The 15,833-nt window shown below is 71.3% G+C and carries 22 protein-coding genes; 1 reads left to right on the forward strand and 21 read right to left on the reverse strand.

The annotated features are described in order from the left end of the window. Positions 1 to 68: 68 nt before the first annotated feature. The 14 genes from ACFC02_RS06215 to ACFC02_RS06280 all read right to left on the reverse strand — a co-directional run bounded on the left by ACFC02_RS06215 (position 69) and on the right by ACFC02_RS06280 (position 9,938). Positions 69 to 722 (reverse strand): phage tail protein, encoded by a 654-nt coding sequence (locus ACFC02_RS06215; protein WP_376352911.1) that lies wholly within the window; start codon positions 720 to 722, stop codon positions 69 to 71. Positions 723 to 796: 74 nt separating this feature from the next. Next, entirely contained in the window at positions 797 to 1,204 is a 408-nt protein-coding gene (locus ACFC02_RS06220; protein WP_376352914.1) for a hypothetical protein, read from the reverse strand. Continuing rightward, positions 1,204 to 1,482 (reverse strand): hypothetical protein, encoded by a 279-nt coding sequence (locus tag ACFC02_RS06225; protein WP_376352917.1) that lies wholly within the window; start codon positions 1,480 to 1,482, stop codon positions 1,204 to 1,206. The genes ACFC02_RS06220 and ACFC02_RS06225 overlap by 1 nt, the downstream gene beginning before the upstream one ends. 4 nt (positions 1,483 to 1,486) lie before the next feature. Next, positions 1,487 to 1,840 (reverse strand): hypothetical protein, encoded by a 354-nt coding sequence (locus ACFC02_RS06230; protein WP_376352920.1) that lies wholly within the window; start codon positions 1,838 to 1,840, stop codon positions 1,487 to 1,489. After that, a complete protein-coding gene (locus ACFC02_RS06235; RefSeq protein WP_376352923.1) occupies positions 1,837 to 2,283 on the reverse strand; it encodes a hypothetical protein in 447 nt (148 codons plus the stop codon). Before ACFC02_RS06235 ends, ACFC02_RS06230 begins: the two co-directional genes overlap by 4 nt. A 4-nt stretch (positions 2,284 to 2,287) precedes the next feature. Then, positions 2,288 to 2,614, reverse strand: coding sequence for a hypothetical protein (locus ACFC02_RS06240; RefSeq protein ID WP_376352926.1), 327 nt, complete (start codon positions 2,612 to 2,614; stop codon positions 2,288 to 2,290). Beyond that, entirely contained in the window at positions 2,614 to 3,663 is a 1,050-nt protein-coding gene (locus ACFC02_RS06245) for a major capsid protein (RefSeq protein WP_376352929.1), read from the reverse strand. The genes ACFC02_RS06240 and ACFC02_RS06245 overlap by 1 nt, the downstream gene beginning before the upstream one ends. Before the next feature lie 16 nt (positions 3,664 to 3,679). After that, positions 3,680 to 4,075, reverse strand: a complete 396-nt coding sequence (locus ACFC02_RS06250; protein ID WP_376352932.1) for a head decoration protein — start codon at positions 4,073 to 4,075, stop codon at positions 3,680 to 3,682. Between the two features lie 16 nt (positions 4,076 to 4,091). Continuing rightward, the gene (locus ACFC02_RS06255; protein WP_376352935.1) at positions 4,092 to 4,826 is read right to left on the reverse strand and encodes a hypothetical protein; all 735 of its coding nucleotides are present in this window, start codon (positions 4,824 to 4,826) and stop codon (positions 4,092 to 4,094) included. A gap of 59 nt (positions 4,827 to 4,885) precedes the next feature. Beyond that, a complete protein-coding gene (locus ACFC02_RS06260; RefSeq protein ID WP_376352938.1) occupies positions 4,886 to 5,686 on the reverse strand; it encodes a hypothetical protein in 801 nt (266 codons plus the stop codon). Then, a complete protein-coding gene (locus tag ACFC02_RS06265; protein ID WP_376352941.1) occupies positions 5,679 to 7,109 on the reverse strand; it encodes a phage portal protein in 1,431 nt (476 codons plus the stop codon). The genes ACFC02_RS06260 and ACFC02_RS06265 overlap by 8 nt, the downstream gene beginning before the upstream one ends. A gap of 16 nt (positions 7,110 to 7,125) precedes the next feature. Continuing rightward, positions 7,126 to 8,736: a terminase gene (locus ACFC02_RS06270; RefSeq protein WP_376352944.1), complete on the reverse strand. Its 1,611-nt coding sequence runs from the start codon at positions 8,734 to 8,736 to the stop codon at positions 7,126 to 7,128. A 78-nt stretch (positions 8,737 to 8,814) separates the two neighbouring features. Further along, complete coding sequence (locus tag ACFC02_RS06275) at positions 8,815 to 9,294, reverse strand: hypothetical protein (protein ID WP_376352946.1); 480 nt, start codon at positions 9,292 to 9,294, stop codon at positions 8,815 to 8,817. Between the two features lie 59 nt (positions 9,295 to 9,353). Beyond that, complete coding sequence (locus tag ACFC02_RS06280) at positions 9,354 to 9,938, reverse strand: bifunctional DNA primase/polymerase (RefSeq protein WP_376352949.1); 585 nt, start codon at positions 9,936 to 9,938, stop codon at positions 9,354 to 9,356. Positions 9,939 to 10,279: 341 nt separating this feature from the next. Between ACFC02_RS06280 and ACFC02_RS06285 the strand changes: the two genes are divergently transcribed. Then, complete coding sequence (locus tag ACFC02_RS06285; RefSeq protein ID WP_376352951.1) at positions 10,280 to 10,690, forward strand: winged helix-turn-helix domain-containing protein; 411 nt, start codon at positions 10,280 to 10,282, stop codon at positions 10,688 to 10,690. Between the two features lie 130 nt (positions 10,691 to 10,820). Here the strand turns inward: ACFC02_RS06285 and ACFC02_RS06290 are convergent, their stop codons facing one another. From ACFC02_RS06290 to ACFC02_RS06320, 7 genes are all read right to left on the reverse strand, one after another. After that, positions 10,821 to 11,123, reverse strand: coding sequence for an HNH endonuclease (locus tag ACFC02_RS06290; RefSeq protein WP_376352954.1), 303 nt, complete (start codon positions 11,121 to 11,123; stop codon positions 10,821 to 10,823). Next, the gene (locus ACFC02_RS06295) at positions 11,120 to 11,365 is read right to left on the reverse strand and encodes a hypothetical protein (protein WP_376352957.1); all 246 of its coding nucleotides are present in this window, start codon (positions 11,363 to 11,365) and stop codon (positions 11,120 to 11,122) included. Before ACFC02_RS06295 ends, ACFC02_RS06290 begins: the two co-directional genes overlap by 4 nt. Positions 11,366 to 11,387: 22 nt before the next feature. Then, positions 11,388 to 11,759 (reverse strand): hypothetical protein, encoded by a 372-nt coding sequence (locus ACFC02_RS06300; RefSeq protein WP_376352959.1) that lies wholly within the window; start codon positions 11,757 to 11,759, stop codon positions 11,388 to 11,390. A gap of 564 nt (positions 11,760 to 12,323) precedes the next feature. Next, the gene (locus tag ACFC02_RS06305; RefSeq protein ID WP_376352962.1) at positions 12,324 to 12,791 is read right to left on the reverse strand and encodes a hypothetical protein; all 468 of its coding nucleotides are present in this window, start codon (positions 12,789 to 12,791) and stop codon (positions 12,324 to 12,326) included. Positions 12,792 to 12,799: 8 nt separating this feature from the next. Then, positions 12,800 to 13,060 carry a hypothetical protein gene (locus ACFC02_RS06310; RefSeq protein WP_376352965.1) on the reverse strand — a complete coding sequence of 87 codons (261 nt, stop codon included), beginning with the start codon at positions 13,058 to 13,060 and terminating at the stop codon, positions 12,800 to 12,802. Beyond that, entirely contained in the window at positions 13,057 to 15,177 is a 2,121-nt protein-coding gene (locus ACFC02_RS06315; RefSeq protein WP_376352968.1) for a hypothetical protein, read from the reverse strand. Before ACFC02_RS06315 ends, ACFC02_RS06310 begins: the two co-directional genes overlap by 4 nt. A gap of 10 nt (positions 15,178 to 15,187) precedes the next feature. Beyond that, on the reverse strand, positions 15,188 to 15,565 hold the full coding sequence (locus ACFC02_RS06320; protein WP_376352971.1) for a hypothetical protein: 378 nt from the start codon (positions 15,563 to 15,565) through the stop codon (positions 15,188 to 15,190). Positions 15,566 to 15,833: the final 268 nt, after the last annotated feature.

The following is a 15,833-nucleotide window of genomic DNA, read 5'->3' on the forward strand; positions in this document are numbered from 1 at the left end:
GAGCGTTCGAGGGCGAGGGACGGTCGGGGCTCACCCAGAACCGCCGTCCCTCGCCCGTTCAGGGGGCGTCAGCCGCCGGACGGGGCGAGCGCCCGCCAGCCGGGGCCGTCGATCCAGTTGCGGCACGAGGTTCCGACCGCACTGTCTCGATACGCCGTGAGGGTGACGGGCCGGGTCGTCGGGTCCGACCGCGACCACGTCTCGTCGTCCTTGTCCGTGAGCCGAGCCCGCGGCATGAACTTGACGACGTAGATCTCTCCGCCGTCGTCGCCGTAGTCCAGTCCGATGAACAGCAGCCGGCGGAAGGGGTTCCGCGGTGTCTTGGCCCGGTCCCACGTCCACGCGGTACCAAGGGCGGGCAGCGCGCCCGCGCCGGACAGGGGCAGCCCCTCGTACAGGGCGACCGTCGCGGCGTTCGTCTCCTGCGGCGAGAACGTCACGGTGAGCACGTCGGACTCGACGTCGCTGCGGGTCGGCTCGGAGGACTGCGACGAGGTGACGTCGGACATCGACACGTCGCTCGGGAACGAGACGCCGTCGTCGGTGGTGTAGCCGATCGGCACGTACCCGGCCGGGATCGTGACGAGGTCGCCGTCGGTGTCGAACGGGTTCGTGATCGCGGCCGTCGAGATGTCGGCCGCGAAGATCGCCTGTACGAGCTGCTTGCGGATGTACTCGGTGTGCAGGCCGGTTTCCAGCGACACCGGGGTCGGTGTGGTCATGCTGTGTCCCTCCATGGGAAACCCCCGGCCGCGAGCGGCTCGGGGGCGAGTGGTCAGGGTGGCGGGTGAGCCGATCAGGGGGCGGCGAGCGCCTTGCCGCGCAGGGACACCTCGACGGCGAACGAGGCGCGTTCCTGCCCGCTTTCCGGGTCGGGCGAGCTGTTCGGCCCGCCGACGTCGACGACGTCGTACGCGGCCACACCTCGCCACCCTGGGATCGCGAACACGAGCGCCCGCACGACCTTGACGAGGTCGGCGACGGCGCCCTCGTCCGGCCCCCAGCACTCGAAGTCGAGCCGCGGCCGGTCCGTGATCCGGTCGAGCCGGCTACCGCCGACGCGCTCGATCCGTACGAACGAGGGCGGGCGCGCGGACGGCACGCGGGTGATGACCCGGACGCCGAGCCCGGCGGCGTCGAGCGCCGCCTGCAGGTACGTGCGCACGACGTCGACGGCGTCGGGGAACTCGACCGGCGCCGCCATCACTCGACCGCCCGCGCGGCGTCGAGGGCGCGCAGCAGCGCCCGCCGCGACACCTCGGGGTCGTTGGTCGAGTAGTCGCCGATGACGGCGCCGCGCACGCGGTGATCGCCGGTCTCGACGTCGACCCGGAACTGCCCGCCCGCCCCGTCGGCCCGCGCCGTCGCGCTCGCGTCCGCCTCAATCGCCCGCACCTTGCGGTCGATCAGCGCCCGCGTCTCCGGCGTGCGCAGGAAGGTCGCGATGCCGCGCCGGTTGGGGACGAACCTCGTCCGGCCCATGTGATCACCCCTCGACCGTCTTGAGCCTGATCTCGTAGTGGTGCAGCTCGGCCGGGGTGTACGCCGGTCCGGGCGGGCCGATCACCTCGAAGTCGATCCCCTGCCAGTGCACGCGGTCGCTGCCGTACACCGTGAGCGGCTGCCCGGCGGTGTCGACCGGGTTGCAGACCATGAGCCATTCGCCGATCTGCGCCGCCCGCTGGTCGTTGTCCTCGGCGCCCGTGCTCTGCTGCAGCCACGAGGCGACCTCGGTGTGCGTCGACGCCGACCAGTCGTCGACGTCGTTTCCGTACCGGTCCCGCTTCGTGCCGGGGTGCTCGACGTCGACGAGGTGCGGCAGCACGTCGTCGGGGATCACCACGCACCGCCGGCCCACAGCCCGGCCGCCGGGTCGTGCGGGTGGCAGGGGTACGGATCCCGCCGCCATCCCGGCAGCCCCTCGTCGCGGACGCCGATCGTGTACGCGGCGTCGGCATCCGGGTCGGTGACGTCCTCGGGCGCGAGCTGCGCTTTCTCGTCGTCGGTGAGGTACAGCCCGCCGTCCTCGCCGAGCGTCTCGGAATACTGGCCGATCGTGCGCTGCCGGTACCCGCCGGGGTTGGCCGTGACCCGGCGCACGACCGCTACGGCGATCGCCTTGAGCGTCGCCGGGTCCGGCTCGTACCCGGCCGGGATGTGCCGCCGCATGAGCGCGGTCGCGTCGTCGAGGTACGCCTCGATCTGCGCCCGCTTCGGGCTGCCCTCGGCGAGGGTGACGGCGGCGCGCGCCGTGTAGTCGTCGACCGTAGCGAACGCCGCCACCGCCCTACTCCTTCCGCTGCTCGGGCTCGACGAGTTCGGCCGCCTCGCACGCCGCGATGATGTCCTCGCGACTCGCGTCGGCGGCGACCTCGACCTCGTGCTGCTCGGCGAACGCCCGCCACGCGTCGACGCCCGAGCCGCGACCCGAGCGAGGCGGCGCCACGTCCTCGGAACCGCCGCCCGCGCCCGTGGGCGTGGGCACCTCGGCCGCGGAATCGGCATCCGTCCACGCGTGGTCGCCGATCCGTTTCGCCACCGCCGGCGGCACCTTGCTGTCGGGCCCGTACGCGACGCCGTCGACGTGCACGTACGCGATCAGTCGGCGCGTCATCAGATCACCTTGGCCTTGAACGTCAGGTTCGGCTCGCGCAGAACCGGCAGACCGACCGCCGCGGCGTGCGTCCACAGCCGGATCGGGTCCTTGCTCTTGTATGTCGCCGCGACGATGCCGGGCTGCTCGCTCGCGACGAGCGCGTACTCGGATTCGAGCGCCTCGGCGGTCGTGCCGAGCAGCGTCGCGCCGAGGTCGGTCGGCTGCGACGCGGTCGTCGGGCCGGGCTCGGGCAGCAGCGCGATCGAGTCCGACGGGGTGATGCGGGTCGAGACGCCGTCGACCTTGACGCGCGCGTCGTAGATCTCGAACGGCGGCAGGTTGAGCGACCGCAGAACCGAGTTCACCTGATCCGTGTTCAGCATCGGCGCCGTGCCGGACGGGGCGAGCGGGTACACCTGCCTGATGACCTGCTGGCACATCGCGAAGTGCTGCACGACGGCGTTCGGGGCGAGGGTGACGGCCGGCGTCTCGCCGTTCGTGTCCTCGTAGGTGTTCACCCACGACCGCATGTCGGTGAGCGGCGTCGCGTTGGTGTGGTCGGTCCACAGCGTGGCAGCGACGACCGAGTGCGCGGCCGTGCGGCCGAAGTCGACGGTCTGCTGCAGCTCGGTCACGGGCGCCTGCGCGTTGACGAGCGTCTGCCCGCGCACGACCTCGAACCGCGCCCCGATGTTGCGGGCGATGCGCTGCGCGTCGCGGGCGATCAGCGCGAGCACGCGATCGTCGTTGGTGTCGAGCTTCCGCAGCCGCAGCCTGTCGTACTCGTTCAGCGGGATCTTTTCGGAGATCGGGGGCAGCTCGCCCATGACCTTGCCGATCCCCTCGCGGCGGCCGATCTTGGACTCGGCATCCCACGAGCGGAACGAGGCGGTCTCGGCGAGCCCGCCGCCGCCCTTGGTGTACTCGTACGCGATGTCGTCGACCTCGACGTTCGGCAGCCACCGCGACAGCGTGAAGCGGTTCACCTGCAGGTCGGCGAGCGCGGCCCGAATCAGGCCGGTGAGTTCGGTCGGCTCGATGAACTCTGTGTCGAGAGTCCAGCTCATCTCAGATCATCCCCTCTCAGACGAACCGGATCGTGCCGGCGACGTCGGTGTGACCCGCGGCGTCGACGGCGCCCAGCGGCAGGCGCGACTCGCGCACCTTGCCGTGCGTGAGCATCGCGGCCGACGGGTCGATCGTGTTGACGGACGGCGCCTTGACCGCCGCGTACAGGAACCCGACGAGGGTCTGCCGGCCGTCGGTCGCCGCGTTGTCGTACGGCCCGAACTTGCCGGGCGTCGCGGTGATGGCGCCGAGCGGAATGCCCGACTTGAAATACCCGTCGGGGTAGTGGGTGCCTGCCGTGAACAGGCTGGTGTCGAGCGAGATCGTCTCGGTCGCGTCCGTGCCGTGCGCGGACCCGAGCCACGACTGATCGTCGGACCCGAACGACTCACTCGTCTGAGCGAGAATCATGGTTCCTCCGGTGTGGTCAGCTCTTGTCGGTGCCCTTGCCGAGCAGCTCGCGGTACAGGTCGGCGCCGGCTGCGACACCGCCGCCCTTGCCCCCGCCACGGCCGCCCCGCCGGGTGCCCTGGTCGAATCCGCCGCCGCGGCGGCGACGGCGCGTGTCGCGCCCGCCCTCGCGGTCGTCGTCCTCGTCGTTCTCGTCCTTGTCGGACTTCTTCGGCGCGAGCCGCTTGACGAGTTCGGCGAGACCGTCCTCGTCGACCTCGCCGTCGTCGTCGACGTACCTGTGCAGGTTCACGTCGTCGGCGACCTCGCCCGCGTTCGGGATCACGCCCTTCGCGGCGGCGAGGAACGCCTGCCGGGCGAGCTTCGCGCCGTTCTTCGCGTTGCTCTCGGCGAGCGCCTTCGCGACCGCCTCGGAAACGGCCCGTTCCTGCTCGGGCATCCCTTCGCGCTTGATCTTCGCGAGTTCCTTCGCGGCGCCCGCGTTCTCCTTCGCACGGCCCTCGTGCTTCCGGCTACTGGCCTTCCACTTCTCGGCCTCGGCCTTCCAGTCGGTACCGTCGCCGTCGTCCTTGCCGGACCCGTCGCCGTCGTCGTCCTGGTCGCCGTCGTCGTTGCCGTCGTCGCCGTCGTCCCCTCCGCCGTCGCCCCCGTCCGCGTAGAACACGGGCGAGAACGGCGAGGTCGGGTACGGGTGCGACCAACCGGCCGCCGACTCGATACCGGGCAGTGAGGGCAGAGTGCGCGTGCGCATGGTGGTGTCTCCCGTGTCGGGTTGGGGTGAGCATGGGGTGCGCCGTGTCGGCGCTCCGGTCACGACGGGATGTCGTCGGGACCGGTGAACTCGTGACGCTTCACGGCGAGCAGCGGGCCGTACTCGCCGTGCTCGCGCGTGATGATGACGTCGCGGTAATCGGGGGCGCGACCGCCCGCGTCGGACTGCCCGACACCCTTCGCGACGGCGGCGTGCGCCTCGCGCAGCGTCGCCTCGTCGAGCACGTGCCCCGGATCCTTGCTGCCGGCGAGCGGCTCGACCTTGCAGTCGCAGCCGGGGTGAATCGGCATCAGGTTCTCGACCCGGTACCGCTGTGTACTGGCCAGCACGCACAACGCGCAGTTCTTCGAGCCGGTCAACCGGCGCCGGAAGAACCGCGCCCCGCCCCGCTGCATGGACTGCTGCGCGGCGTGCGTGCGGGCGAGCTGCAGGTCGGTCTCGGTGATGCTGAGCAGCCGCGTACGGCCCTCGTTGACCGCCTGCGCGTACGCCTTGCCCTTGCCGAGCGCTGTCCACGTGGTCACGAACGGGCGCGTGTACACCTCGGCCGGATCGACACCGCGCAGCGCCTCGGGCAGCTCGACGCCCGCCGCCGCCGTCGAGGTGCCGAGCATGTCGGCGAGCATCGCGGACAGGTACGCGTCGGTGATCTGCCCCATCTGCGCCTGCGCCGCGAGCACGGTCGGCAGCACCTGCTCGACGAACGCCGCGGCGTCGGCGTCGCGGTAGCCGTCGAGGCTGTCGAACGCGTCGAGGGCGAACGAGATCACGCGGGCGCGCAGCGACGTCGACAGGGCGTCGTACCGCTCGGTGAGCGCCGCCTGCAGCGCCTCACCCACCGGTCGCCCCCTGGTCGTCGACGTTGCCCGCGGTCGGCGCCGTGTTGGCCGGCAGCAGCGAGGCGGCGAGCAGCTTCGCCGCCGCGGCGCTCGCGGTGATCCGGCGCACGCGCTGCGGCGACTCGCCGAGATCCTCGGCGATGACGTCGAGCGGGTACCCGATGCTCGCGAGCTTGGTCGCGGCGTCCGCCTGCACTGCCGGGCTGAGGTACTGCGGGTTCGCCCAACGCACCGTTGCCTCGGTGTAGTCCTCGGGCACGCCGGCCTGCGCCGCGGCGAGGCTCATCACATCTTCGAGCCCCTCGCCGAACGATGCGATGTGCTCGCGGCACTTCGCGACGTGCATGAGGTCGAGGGCGGCGACGGTGTCGGCCGAGATGTTGATCAGGTCGCTCGCGTAGTAGTACGCGGGGGTCTGCGACATGATCAGCATGTCGCGCACGTCGGACTCGTGCTCTTTCAGGAACCCGCTCAAGTCGGTCGCGTCGAGCTGCCCGAACTGCGCCTGCTCGCCCTCGCTCACCCACACCGTGTTCGGGCCGGGCACGAACGGCTGCTCGACGACCTTGATACCGGTCGCCTGATCGACCTTGCGAGCGAACTTGTGCCCGCGCACCCACTTCTGCCGGAACCCGCTGTACCGGCTCGCGGCCATGCGGTTGAGCACACCCATGTTGACGCGATCCTGCGTGTCCAGCACGCACGCGAACTCGGGCTCGGGCTCCTCGCCGAGGTCGGGCATCCGCGCGAACTCGACCAACGGCATGCGGCCGAGGTCGTGCAGCTCGCCGTCGTCCTGGTCGCCGACGTACACCCACGAGGCCGGCCCCCACGGCAGGCGGCGCCCGCAGCGCTCGGCCGTCCGGTAGGGGAACGAGCGGTCGTCGTAGTACACCCGCGCGTACCCGTACCCGTCGATGTCGTTCGCGTACGCCTTGAGCCCGACGAGCGGCTCGCCGGTCTCGGGGTCGTACTCGACGATGCACTCGCTCGGGTGCTCGGGCGTGATCAGGGGGCTCGGCCGCTTGTTGTCCTCGACGCGAGTCGGGTGCGGGCCGACGAGCATGTACCCGACCGACTGCGCCATCCCGGAGCGCCACACGAGTTTCTGCCGCGAGTCCAGCCGGTTCGCCTGCCACCACCGCGACGCCTGATCGTCCGGCTTGCCGTCGGGCCCGGTGACGCCGAGGGCGAGCAGCCGGTGCACCGTGGCGTTGGCGATCAGTCCGCAGAAGTTCGTGCGCGCCTTGCGCTGGAAGTCGATAAAGGCAGCCTCGGCGTTCCGGGGCAGCTCGGGCAGCGGCGGCCGACCGCGGTAGTACAGCCACCACCCCTCGTGGACGCTCACGCGCTTGCGCATCTTGCGCCCGAGGCGCAGCAGCATGTAGTCGGGATTGTCGAGATCAGGTGTCTCGTCGAGCACGGTCGCCCCCTCTCTGTCAGAACGTCCCGCCGAACATCGGCTCGTCCTCGACCGCGATGCCCTTCGCGATCGCGTCGAGGCGGCACTGCCACGCGAGCACGGAGGCGACCGCCGCGTCGATCTTCTTCGGGCTGTCGGGGTGCGCCTTGCCGATCTGCAGACCCGAACGGCCGGGTCGGCGGCGGGCGTTGCACAGGTGCCGCACGAGCGCCGACGAGCCGTCGTGCGTCAACTCGCCCTCGGTCAAGGCGGTGTGGAACTTCTCCAGCGCCCGCACGATCAGCACGGACCGGCCGCCGGTCATCCACCACTCGATCGGGTGCTGCCGGGTCGCCTGCACCTTCAACCGCGACCCGTACGCCGCTTCCCAGTCCGCAACGTGCGATTCCCACTTGGCGGGGTCGGCGTAGAACCCGACGACGTCGTACGTCGCGAACGCCTCGACGATCGTCGCGAGCACCTCGACGACCGGCACCTGCCACTCGATCGGCTTGCCGTCCGGCCCGAGCTGCGGGCGCTCGGGCTGCTCCCACACGCCGATCGTGAACAGGTGCCCGTCGCTGAGCCTGCAGCCGATCAGTGCCGTCGCATCGGTCACCCCGCGCGCCCGCTTCCGCGAGCCGTCGAACCCGAGCACGATCCGGTCGCCCGGCTGCACCACGCGGCCGAGGTCGGACGACGCCCGCACCTCGGGCTCGGTGAGCCACGCGTCGGCCGCGTGCGTGATCTGGTTCAGCAAGTCGGACCGAAGATCCTGCGGCTCGTTCGACGTGTCGTAGAACTCGCTCGTGAGCCGCTCGATCGGCGACCAGCCGGGCGCGCACGGCGGATCGTGCAGCACGCACCCGTCGGGGTGATCGCTGCTGTCGCCGTAGGCGTACCGCAGGCCGGCGACGAGCGACTGCTCGTCGGTCATGTCGGTGTCGGGCGGCGCCTCGCGGTGGTCGGCGAGGATGCCTCGCGCCCGCGACCGGCCGTCGATGATCGCCTGATAGTCCGATGCCGACTGCTCGGCCACGCTGCCTACGCCGGGCGTGTACGCGTTCGGCGTCTCGATCAGGCTGCCGCCGAGCTTGGCGGCGTTGAACCGCATCACCTTCGCGAGCCGGACGCCGCCGTTCGTCGCCGTCCATTCCTCGGTCTGGTCGAGGCTCGCGAAACAGGCCGGGTCGCCCTTGGTGCTCGTCGCCGACGAGGTGATCGGCGACACCTCGCCGCGCGGCAGGTAGATCACGGTGTCGAGGACGTCGAGCCCGTAGTCGGTCGACAGTGACCGGCCGCGCGCCATCTCCAACAACGGGATCCACGTGTTGTCGGTCTGCTGCTCGGTCACGGCCGCGATACGCACGAGCGGCGTACGGACCGAGTGCCACGGCCGGCCGACCGGCTCGCCGTACGAGTCGAACCCGTCCGGCACGACGTCGGCGCACGCTTCGGCGAGCGCGATCGCCCCGACGAACGGACTCTTCCCCCACCCACGCGGCCGGCTGAGCAGCGCCCGGTGAATGACCCGCTTGCCGGTCACCGGGTGCAGCTCGTAGTACCGCAGCAGGAACTCGGCCTGTTCCTTGGTCGGGATGTATGGTGCCCCGTCGTCACGGCCGGGCTGCGCGAGATTCCCGATCATCCAGTCAATGACGTACCAACCGAGCGTTGGGAACTCGCCCTCGTACTCCGGGCCGCGCCACGGCATGACGCCCCCTAGCTACGCGCTGCCGCCCTCGGCGGACTTCCCGCCGTTGATCGGCCGCAGGTTCCCGTACAGCTCGCGAGCCGGCGGTACGCCCGAGCTGCCGCGCCCCTGGTCGGCGCCGTCCGCCTCGGCGAACACCATGCGCAGCCGGGCCCGGTCCGCCGGGGTCGCCCCGAACGCCGCGACGCGCAGCCGCAGTTCGCCCGCGGCCGTCAGATCGCCGCGCCACAGCCGGGCGTGAATCAGGGCGGTGTCGAGTAGGTACTGCCAGTCGGACGACCCGAAGTGCTCGGCCTGCGGCGAGTCGATCCACATCTGCCACCACACGCGCGTGCGCGCAGGCCACACGAACTCGACGAGTTGACCGTCTTTCTCGACCTCGACGTCGGGCAGCTCGGGCGCCTCGGCCCGCTCCCACCTGAGCACGGTCTGCGGGATCGCGTCCTTGTTCCGTCGCGCCTTCCTGCCCTCGGGCTTTGGCGCCGGTCCCATGCCGCCCATTGCTGTACCTCCCCGTGTCGGGTGCGCCGCAGCACACCCGTGTCGGGGCGCTACAGCAGCGAGTCGATTACGTGCTGCAGGTCGCCGAGGCGCCGCGGCGTGCCGTCGAACGTCCGCCCCGTGACCGCGATGTACCGGCCGTCGCCGTACAGCTCGACCGAGCCGCCGCCGACCGTGATGCGCCTGCCGTGCGGCAGCTCGCCGTACCCCCAGACGTGCAGCCCGTCGCCGCTCGCGGACACCTCGACCCATGTGCCGTCGGCAGCGTCGAGGACGTTGCGCGCCCAACCGGCGACCGTGCCCTCGTCGTCGACGCAGTGATCGAGGTCGAGGCAGACGACGCCGTCGCCGTCGAGGACGAACCCGAGCCCGGCGCCCGCCGTCGAGCGGGCGGCGTCCCGGTAGCTCGACCAGGACGCGGGGTCGGTGCTGCTCGCCACCGCGCCGCCGACCGTGACCGGAACCTTCCGCGAGGTGCGGCGCACCCACCGCGGCCGGCTGGTCAGCTCGGCCGGGATCGTGCGGGCCGCACGGTGCGCGGCGGCGCGGCAGGCCGACTTGCAGAACCGCGCGTGCCGCCGAGCCGTGATCGGCATCGGCCCGTCGCAGTGCTCGCAGCAGCGGCTCGTCGTCATGTGCCCAGTCTACAGCCGCGTACGCTTTTAGCGCTCTGACCTGCATGTATCAGGTTCGCATCGGGAGTGCGGCAGGCTGAGAGGCGATCTGCGGCCCCTCAACCGCGCGCCATCAAATCAGCCTGCCGCATCCCTGCTCGCCCGCCAGCGAGCCGCCCGCGCCCCGCAGCGCGGTCGTTTTCCCCAGACCCGTACAGAAGTTCAGCCGCAGCACCTCCCGAGCCCCAGACGGGGCGGGGAGGGGAGTCACCCCCCAGGGTCCGAGATCGTCGCTCAAATCGCCGTACAGAGCCTCGGAACTGCTCGGATGATGATCCGGACTGCATGGGATGCTGTCGGCCATGACTGGCCAGACTCCGAAGTACCGGCAGATCGCCGACGCGCTGCGAGCCCGGATCGACGACGGTACGTACCCGCCCGGCAGTGCGCTGCCGTCCGAGAGCAGCCTCGCCGCCGAGTTCGGTGTGACCCGTCCGACGGTTCGTCAAGGTCTGGCCGAGCTGCGCGCCGATGGTGCGGTCAACGTACTCATGGGCCGAGGCATGTTCGTACGCGATCCTGAGCTAGTCGAGCTGCGTCGCGAGCGTGACGTCGCGCTTCGCATGGCGACTCGTGAGGCTGCTCGGGCCGAGCGTGCCGAGGCTGCGCTGCGTGGTGCGGTCGCGATCGCCGCCGAGTTGGAAGCGCGAGGCGACGTCGATCTCGCTGCCCGCCTGCGCGAGTCGGTGCTGCCTGATCCCGACGAGGCATGAGCCTGAGTGCTGCTCGGCAGTAGTGCCTCGGCTGTACTGCCGTGCGTCTGCCGTCATGGGCCGGCTGCCGTGGCGCCCGGTCGTCTGCCGCCGGGGAATGCCGGGGGGGGTGCGTGTACACCGGGGGGGATCAGAGCAGACCGGGGTGTCGCTCCGGGGGGCGGGTCATGCGTACGGTCCACCGGGCGTCGTTGCCCTGTCGGCTGCTCTTGGCAGCGTGGCACTCGGCGCACAGCGCCTGCAGCATCTCGGGGCGGTGGTCGTGACGGTCGCCGATGTGGTCGACCTGATTCGCCGTACGCCCGCACACGACGCCGTCGATCCGGTTGCGGCACCGGTACTCGTCTCGGGCGAGGACGAACGGGCGTATGTGCGTGTACCAGTCGGGCGGCAGCTCGGCCCGCCGGTTGCTGCCGGCCCATCCGCCGCTCATGCGTCGTCGTCCTCGTCGTCCTGGTCGCGGTCGTCGACGTACGGTTCGGCTCGCTCGGTGCTGCTGTCGAGTACGACGTCGGGGGCGAACCCGAACGTCGTGCCGGGCTGCGTCGGCTGCTCGGCACGTAGTGCGTCGAGCAGCCGCAGCGCAGCGTTCTCGGCGTCGTCGAGTTTGCGCCGGCTGTAGCCCTTGGACTTGATCTCGACCTCGTGGGTCCCGTCCGACAGGCGTATGCGCATGGGACGGGATCCTTTCCACGGGTCAGTTCACGCCGGTCGCCTCGCCGTTGACCATGGTGGCCAGCACGCGCGCGGCAGCTTCCTTCTTCGCCGGGACCGGGATCATCATCACTTGCTCGCCGTTCTCGACGGTGATGAACAACTGCGTCTGATCCTTCTTCAGCAGCAGCGCGAACACGCCGGTCAGCAGAACTCGGGTCGCGGTGACCCGCTTCCCTGCGTCCTCGCCTCGCTCGATGGTCATACGGGCGCCGTCGATCGCTATCGGGTCCTGATTGGGGGCGCGGAACTTGCCCCCCATGACCGTGATGCCGGCGGACGCTGCGGCTTGGGTGATCTGCCGCTGTCGACGCGCTGCGGCCTTTTCCTCGTCGGTCTTCTTACTGCCGAACACGGGCCCCCCTCGTGGTTCTAGGTGAGGGTCCATGGTGCCTGTGTGGCTGCGGATGTGGCCAGCGTGGCGCCGCGCGGGGCGGGCAGCAAACCCGCCAGAGTTCGTATCGTCTCCGCCCCGCGCGGAGTTCGGGGAAATGCGAAACGCCCCGCGGGGGGCGGGGCGCTTCGGGGTGTCTCGGTGTCCGGGCATGGCGGACTTGCCGACAAGGGTGCGACAGGTGATCGTCAGAGTCAAGTTCGGGCGGCGTGCTGAGAGTGAGATCGGCTCGTGCGCTCGCCCGCTACTACCTGTAGGAGATCTCTCTACGGCCACCCCCCATATATGGGAGGGGAGGGGAACGCGCGCGCGCGAGTCCCCCGGCTGTCCCCCAGGGACAGAACGCGTTGACTTGCGACGACGTCTGAGAACGGCGAACGATTCGCGTGCGATTCGTCGACGATTCGCGATCGATTCGTACGCGATTCTCGTGCAGAACCGCGTCAACGGCCCGCCCCGGCCCCGGACATGCGAGCGCCCCGTACCGCTCGGGGCGATACGGGGCGCTGCTGTGGCGGCCGGGCGCTACTTCGGCGGGCCGATCCGTGACTTCCAGCCGGACAAGAACCCGCGGTTGTTGATGATGTACGTCGGCGCGTCGCGGACGCTCCGGCGGCCGGTCGGCAGCGCCCACACGAGCCCGCACACCGCGGCGGCGATCAGGAACTGCACGAGGCTGTCGACGAGGATCTGCAGCGCCCGCATGCCGAAGTACGCGCCGACGCCGACCCCGATCGCGTACACGCCCTTTGCGGCGGTGCGCTGCGCCTGCGGGTCGAGGACGGGCGTTGCCGGGGGTGCAACGGGGGCGGCGGGCGCGTACTCGGGCCCGTACTGCGGGTGCAGCATGCCGTCGATCCGTACGTACCCGATCACGCGCATGCCGGGCGGCGGGACGGGCGCGAGCTGCTGCTCGGTGGCCGGGACGACAGCGGTCGGGGTCACGGTCCGGGTGAGGGGCGCCGGTTGTGCGGCGCGGTGTTCGGGATGCATGGCGGGTCCTAGCTCGCGGTGTTGGGGCGGTGGTGCTCGATGTGGTGGCCGAGGCCGAGCAGCAGCAGACCGAGCCGGTCGACGCCGAGCCCGGCGAGCAGTACGACGACCAGGTGCAGCAGCGGCAGGTCGAGGTGCGGGCCGTCGACGGTGTCGAGGCGCAGCAGCACGACGACGATCGGCACGACTGGGGCGGCGATCCGTACGGTCTCGCCGACCCCGCGTACGGCTCGGGCGGTGCGGCGGCGGGCGGGCGTGGGGCGGGTCATGAGGGGGTTCCCCCGTCCGGGCGCACGGCGTACCGGCCGTACCTGGCCTTGTGCACGCGCGGGTCGGCGCCGAGCCATCGGCCGATGGTGGCGGCGTGCGGTACCTCGACGTCGGGGTGCAGGCGTGCGATCGAGTCGCGGATCGCCTCGGGTCCGATCCCGTCCGGGCCGGCCTTGAGCACGATCTCGAACACGATCGCCTTGCGCGGGTCGCCGCCGGCCGGCTGCGCCTCGTCGAGGGCGGTCGGCGGCGTGTGCGCGAGCCCGCTCACCTCGAAGATGGCGCGTGCCTCGGCGTCGACGTCGAGGTCGCTACCGCGGGCGGTCGCGTCGTCGATCCGCTCGTGAATCCGGCGCATGGCGGCATCGGCGTCTGCGAGCGCCTCGCCGCCGGCTGCTGCCGCCTCAGCGGCCGGTGTGGACTCGTCCGGCTCGCCCCAACCGGCAGTTGGGTCGGTCCATCCCTCGCGCGCGGACTGTTCGACCGCGGGCTCGTCGAGGACGGCGACCGGCGCCGCCTGCACGCTCCCCGAGAACAGGTGGTCGGTGTTCTCCCACCTGCGTTCGTACGCCTCGCCCGCCGCGCGGCGAGACAGCTCGTCGAGGTCGGGCCGGTAATCGGCGGTCGCGACGACGATCCGGGCGATCTCGCTCGGCGTCATGCGGTACACGACCAGCGGGCGGGCCGGGTCGTCGAGCACCTTGATCGCACCGGTACCCGCGACGGGCATGTCTTCCGGCGAGATCTTGTCGCCCCACCCCATCAGATAGGCGATCTCGCGCTCGTCCGACTTCATGGCGACCTTGAGGCCGGACTGCACGACGAGCTGCGGCTCTTCGAGCACATCCTGCGTCGCCCGCAGCGCCGAGGCGATCACGTTGCACGCCACGGCCCGCGCGAGTTCGACGACCTGCAGCAGCACGTCGCCCGCCTTGCGCAGGATCGGGTGCCTGCGCGCCTTGCCCGAGTACAGCTCGGCGACCTCGTCGGCGTTCGCGATGATGGCGGGCACGGCCGGGCTCACCGGAATCTTGTCGTCGTCCGCCTCGATCTGCAGGTCGGCGTACCCCGGTTTCCTGGCCTTCGCGATGCGCAGCAGCGCCTCGGCCATGGCGAGCACCTTCTCGGGGGTGTCGGCGACCCAGTCGATCGGCGGCCGGCCGGGGCGCCCCGCCTTGTGCCACGCGCGCAGCCACGGCAGCGCGAGCGAACCGCCGTTGAGGTCGATCACCCACACGAGGACGTCGACCATGCGCAACTGTCCGGCGATGGCCACGTTCATCAGGTTCGACTTACCCGAGCCCTTGCGCCCGGTGAAGATCGCCGTCAGTTCACGGATGCACGGCGCGGCCTCGGTGCCGTCCTTGTGGAACCCGAGCTGCAGCCCGTCGTTCAGCGACCGGGGCGAGTAGTCGTCGGGGTACATGGTCGGACCGGACGCGATCTGATTCTCGGTCTCGACGTTGGCGAGGAACGAGCCGCGGTCGGCGCCCTCGGTGATCTCGACCGAGCAGCCGTTCGGCAGCCGGGCGTCGCCGGCGAGCCCGTCGCCGCAGCGCTGTATGTCGCGCCACGTGTACCCGCCCTCGGGCAACCGCCCTTCGAGCGTGAACCCGCCTTGATCCCACATCTCGACGCCGACGACCTGCACGCCGTCGATCCCGGACACGCGCGAGAACCGCGCCGACCACTCGGCGGCGAGCGCCCGGTGCCGCCCCATGACGAGGGCGTGCTCGGTCGCCGCGGCGTCGGCCGCGCGCTGCGCGTCCGCCCGGCGACGGGCCGCACGGTTGCCCGCCATGGCGGCGCCGAGCGCGACCCCGCCCGCGACGAGCGAGCCGAGACAGTTGACCGTCCACGGGCCGACATTGAGCGCCCACGAGGACCACTCACCTGCGCCGACCCACGCGGCGGCACTGAGTACGAGGCTGCCCCTGTCGACGCCGGCCCGCCGGCCCGCGATCTGCGAGCCGACGAACCCGGCGCCCGCGACGACGGCGCCCCACCAAGGGGAGACGCCGGCCGCGTTCGCCGCGTACGAGGCAGCCAGCAGCGAGCCGGCTGCGCTGAGCGGGGCAGTGAACGGACCGTGCCCCGACTCCCAATCGATCTGCACTGTCAGCCCCTTACAGGCTCGTGTCGGCGTTCGCGCGGACGTCCCACATCGCTTCGCCAGCCCGGCCCTTGCGCGGGTTCTGCAGGCGAGCGATGTCGACCTGATGCAGCTTCTTGAACGCCGGGCCGAGGTCGCGCGCGAGCTGCGCCGCCTTCATCTCCAAGAGATAGATCTGCTTCAGGATCTCGACGACGTTCGGGTCGAGCGGCTGCTCGGCGTCGGCCCGCGCCGTCGTGATCTTGATCGAGTTCGCGACGTGTTCGAGCGCCTCGGGCAGCGCGCCGAGGTCGCGGCCGACCTGCATCATGCTGTCGGGCGTGTACGTGGTCGCGATGCGCTCCATTTCCATTGCGGGTGCAAGGAAGTGGTGCCCGCCGGTCGCGGTCATGTGTCCTCCGTAGGTCGAGGCTGATCCGCCGGCGGTCGCCGGGCGGCGTACGTAGGGGGCGACCGGGGGCGGCGTCGTTGCGATCCCCGGTCCGGTCATGGCGGGTCCGACGGCAGCCCTGCGCGCCGCTCGGTTCCGTCGGCGGCGCTGCCACACTGCGCGCAGGGTGGCGAGCCCGGCCCGCCAACTGCGCTGCCACACGGCCGCGGCGAGCCCGCCGATCCCGGCGAGCGCGCCATCCCACAGCGCGCCCGCGGCGCGGGCGGTA

It is taken from the genome of Streptomyces sp. NPDC056160, from assembly GCF_042268205.1.
In the GTDB taxonomy this organism is placed as follows: domain Bacteria; phylum Actinomycetota; class Actinomycetes; order Streptomycetales; family Streptomycetaceae; genus Streptomyces.

Coding starts and splice junctions, on each gene's coding strand:
- ACFC02_RS06215 (WP_376352911.1), bottom strand. CDS start 722: ATGACCACACCGACCCCGGTGTCGCTGGAAACCGGCCTGCACACCGAG.
- ACFC02_RS06220 (WP_376352914.1), bottom strand. CDS start 1,204: ATGGCGGCGCCGGTCGAGTTCCCCGACGCCGTCGACGTCGTGCGCACG.
- ACFC02_RS06225 (WP_376352917.1), bottom strand. CDS start 1,482: ATGGGCCGGACGAGGTTCGTCCCCAACCGGCGCGGCATCGCGACCTTC.
- ACFC02_RS06240 (WP_376352926.1), bottom strand. CDS start 2,614: ATGACGCGCCGACTGATCGCGTACGTGCACGTCGACGGCGTCGCGTAC.
- ACFC02_RS06245 (WP_376352929.1), bottom strand. CDS start 3,663: ATGAGCTGGACTCTCGACACAGAGTTCATCGAGCCGACCGAACTCACC.
- ACFC02_RS06250 (WP_376352932.1), bottom strand. CDS start 4,075: ATGATTCTCGCTCAGACGAGTGAGTCGTTCGGGTCCGACGATCAGTCG.
- ACFC02_RS06255 (WP_376352935.1), bottom strand. CDS start 4,826: ATGCGCACGCGCACTCTGCCCTCACTGCCCGGTATCGAGTCGGCGGCC.
- ACFC02_RS06270 (WP_376352944.1), bottom strand. CDS start 8,736: ATGATCGGGAATCTCGCGCAGCCCGGCCGTGACGACGGGGCACCATAC.
- ACFC02_RS06275 (WP_376352946.1), bottom strand. CDS start 9,294: ATGGGACCGGCGCCAAAGCCCGAGGGCAGGAAGGCGCGACGGAACAAG.
- ACFC02_RS06280 (WP_376352949.1), bottom strand. CDS start 9,938: ATGACGACGAGCCGCTGCTGCGAGCACTGCGACGGGCCGATGCCGATC.
- ACFC02_RS06285 (WP_376352951.1), top strand. CDS start 10,280: ATGACTGGCCAGACTCCGAAGTACCGGCAGATCGCCGACGCGCTGCGA.
- ACFC02_RS06290 (WP_376352954.1), bottom strand. CDS start 11,123: ATGAGCGGCGGATGGGCCGGCAGCAACCGGCGGGCCGAGCTGCCGCCC.
- ACFC02_RS06295 (WP_376352957.1), bottom strand. CDS start 11,365: ATGCGCATACGCCTGTCGGACGGGACCCACGAGGTCGAGATCAAGTCC.
- ACFC02_RS06305 (WP_376352962.1), bottom strand. CDS start 12,791: ATGCATCCCGAACACCGCGCCGCACAACCGGCGCCCCTCACCCGGACC.
- ACFC02_RS06310 (WP_376352965.1), bottom strand. CDS start 13,060: ATGACCCGCCCCACGCCCGCCCGCCGCCGCACCGCCCGAGCCGTACGC.
- ACFC02_RS06320 (WP_376352971.1), bottom strand. CDS start 15,565: ATGACCGCGACCGGCGGGCACCACTTCCTTGCACCCGCAATGGAAATG.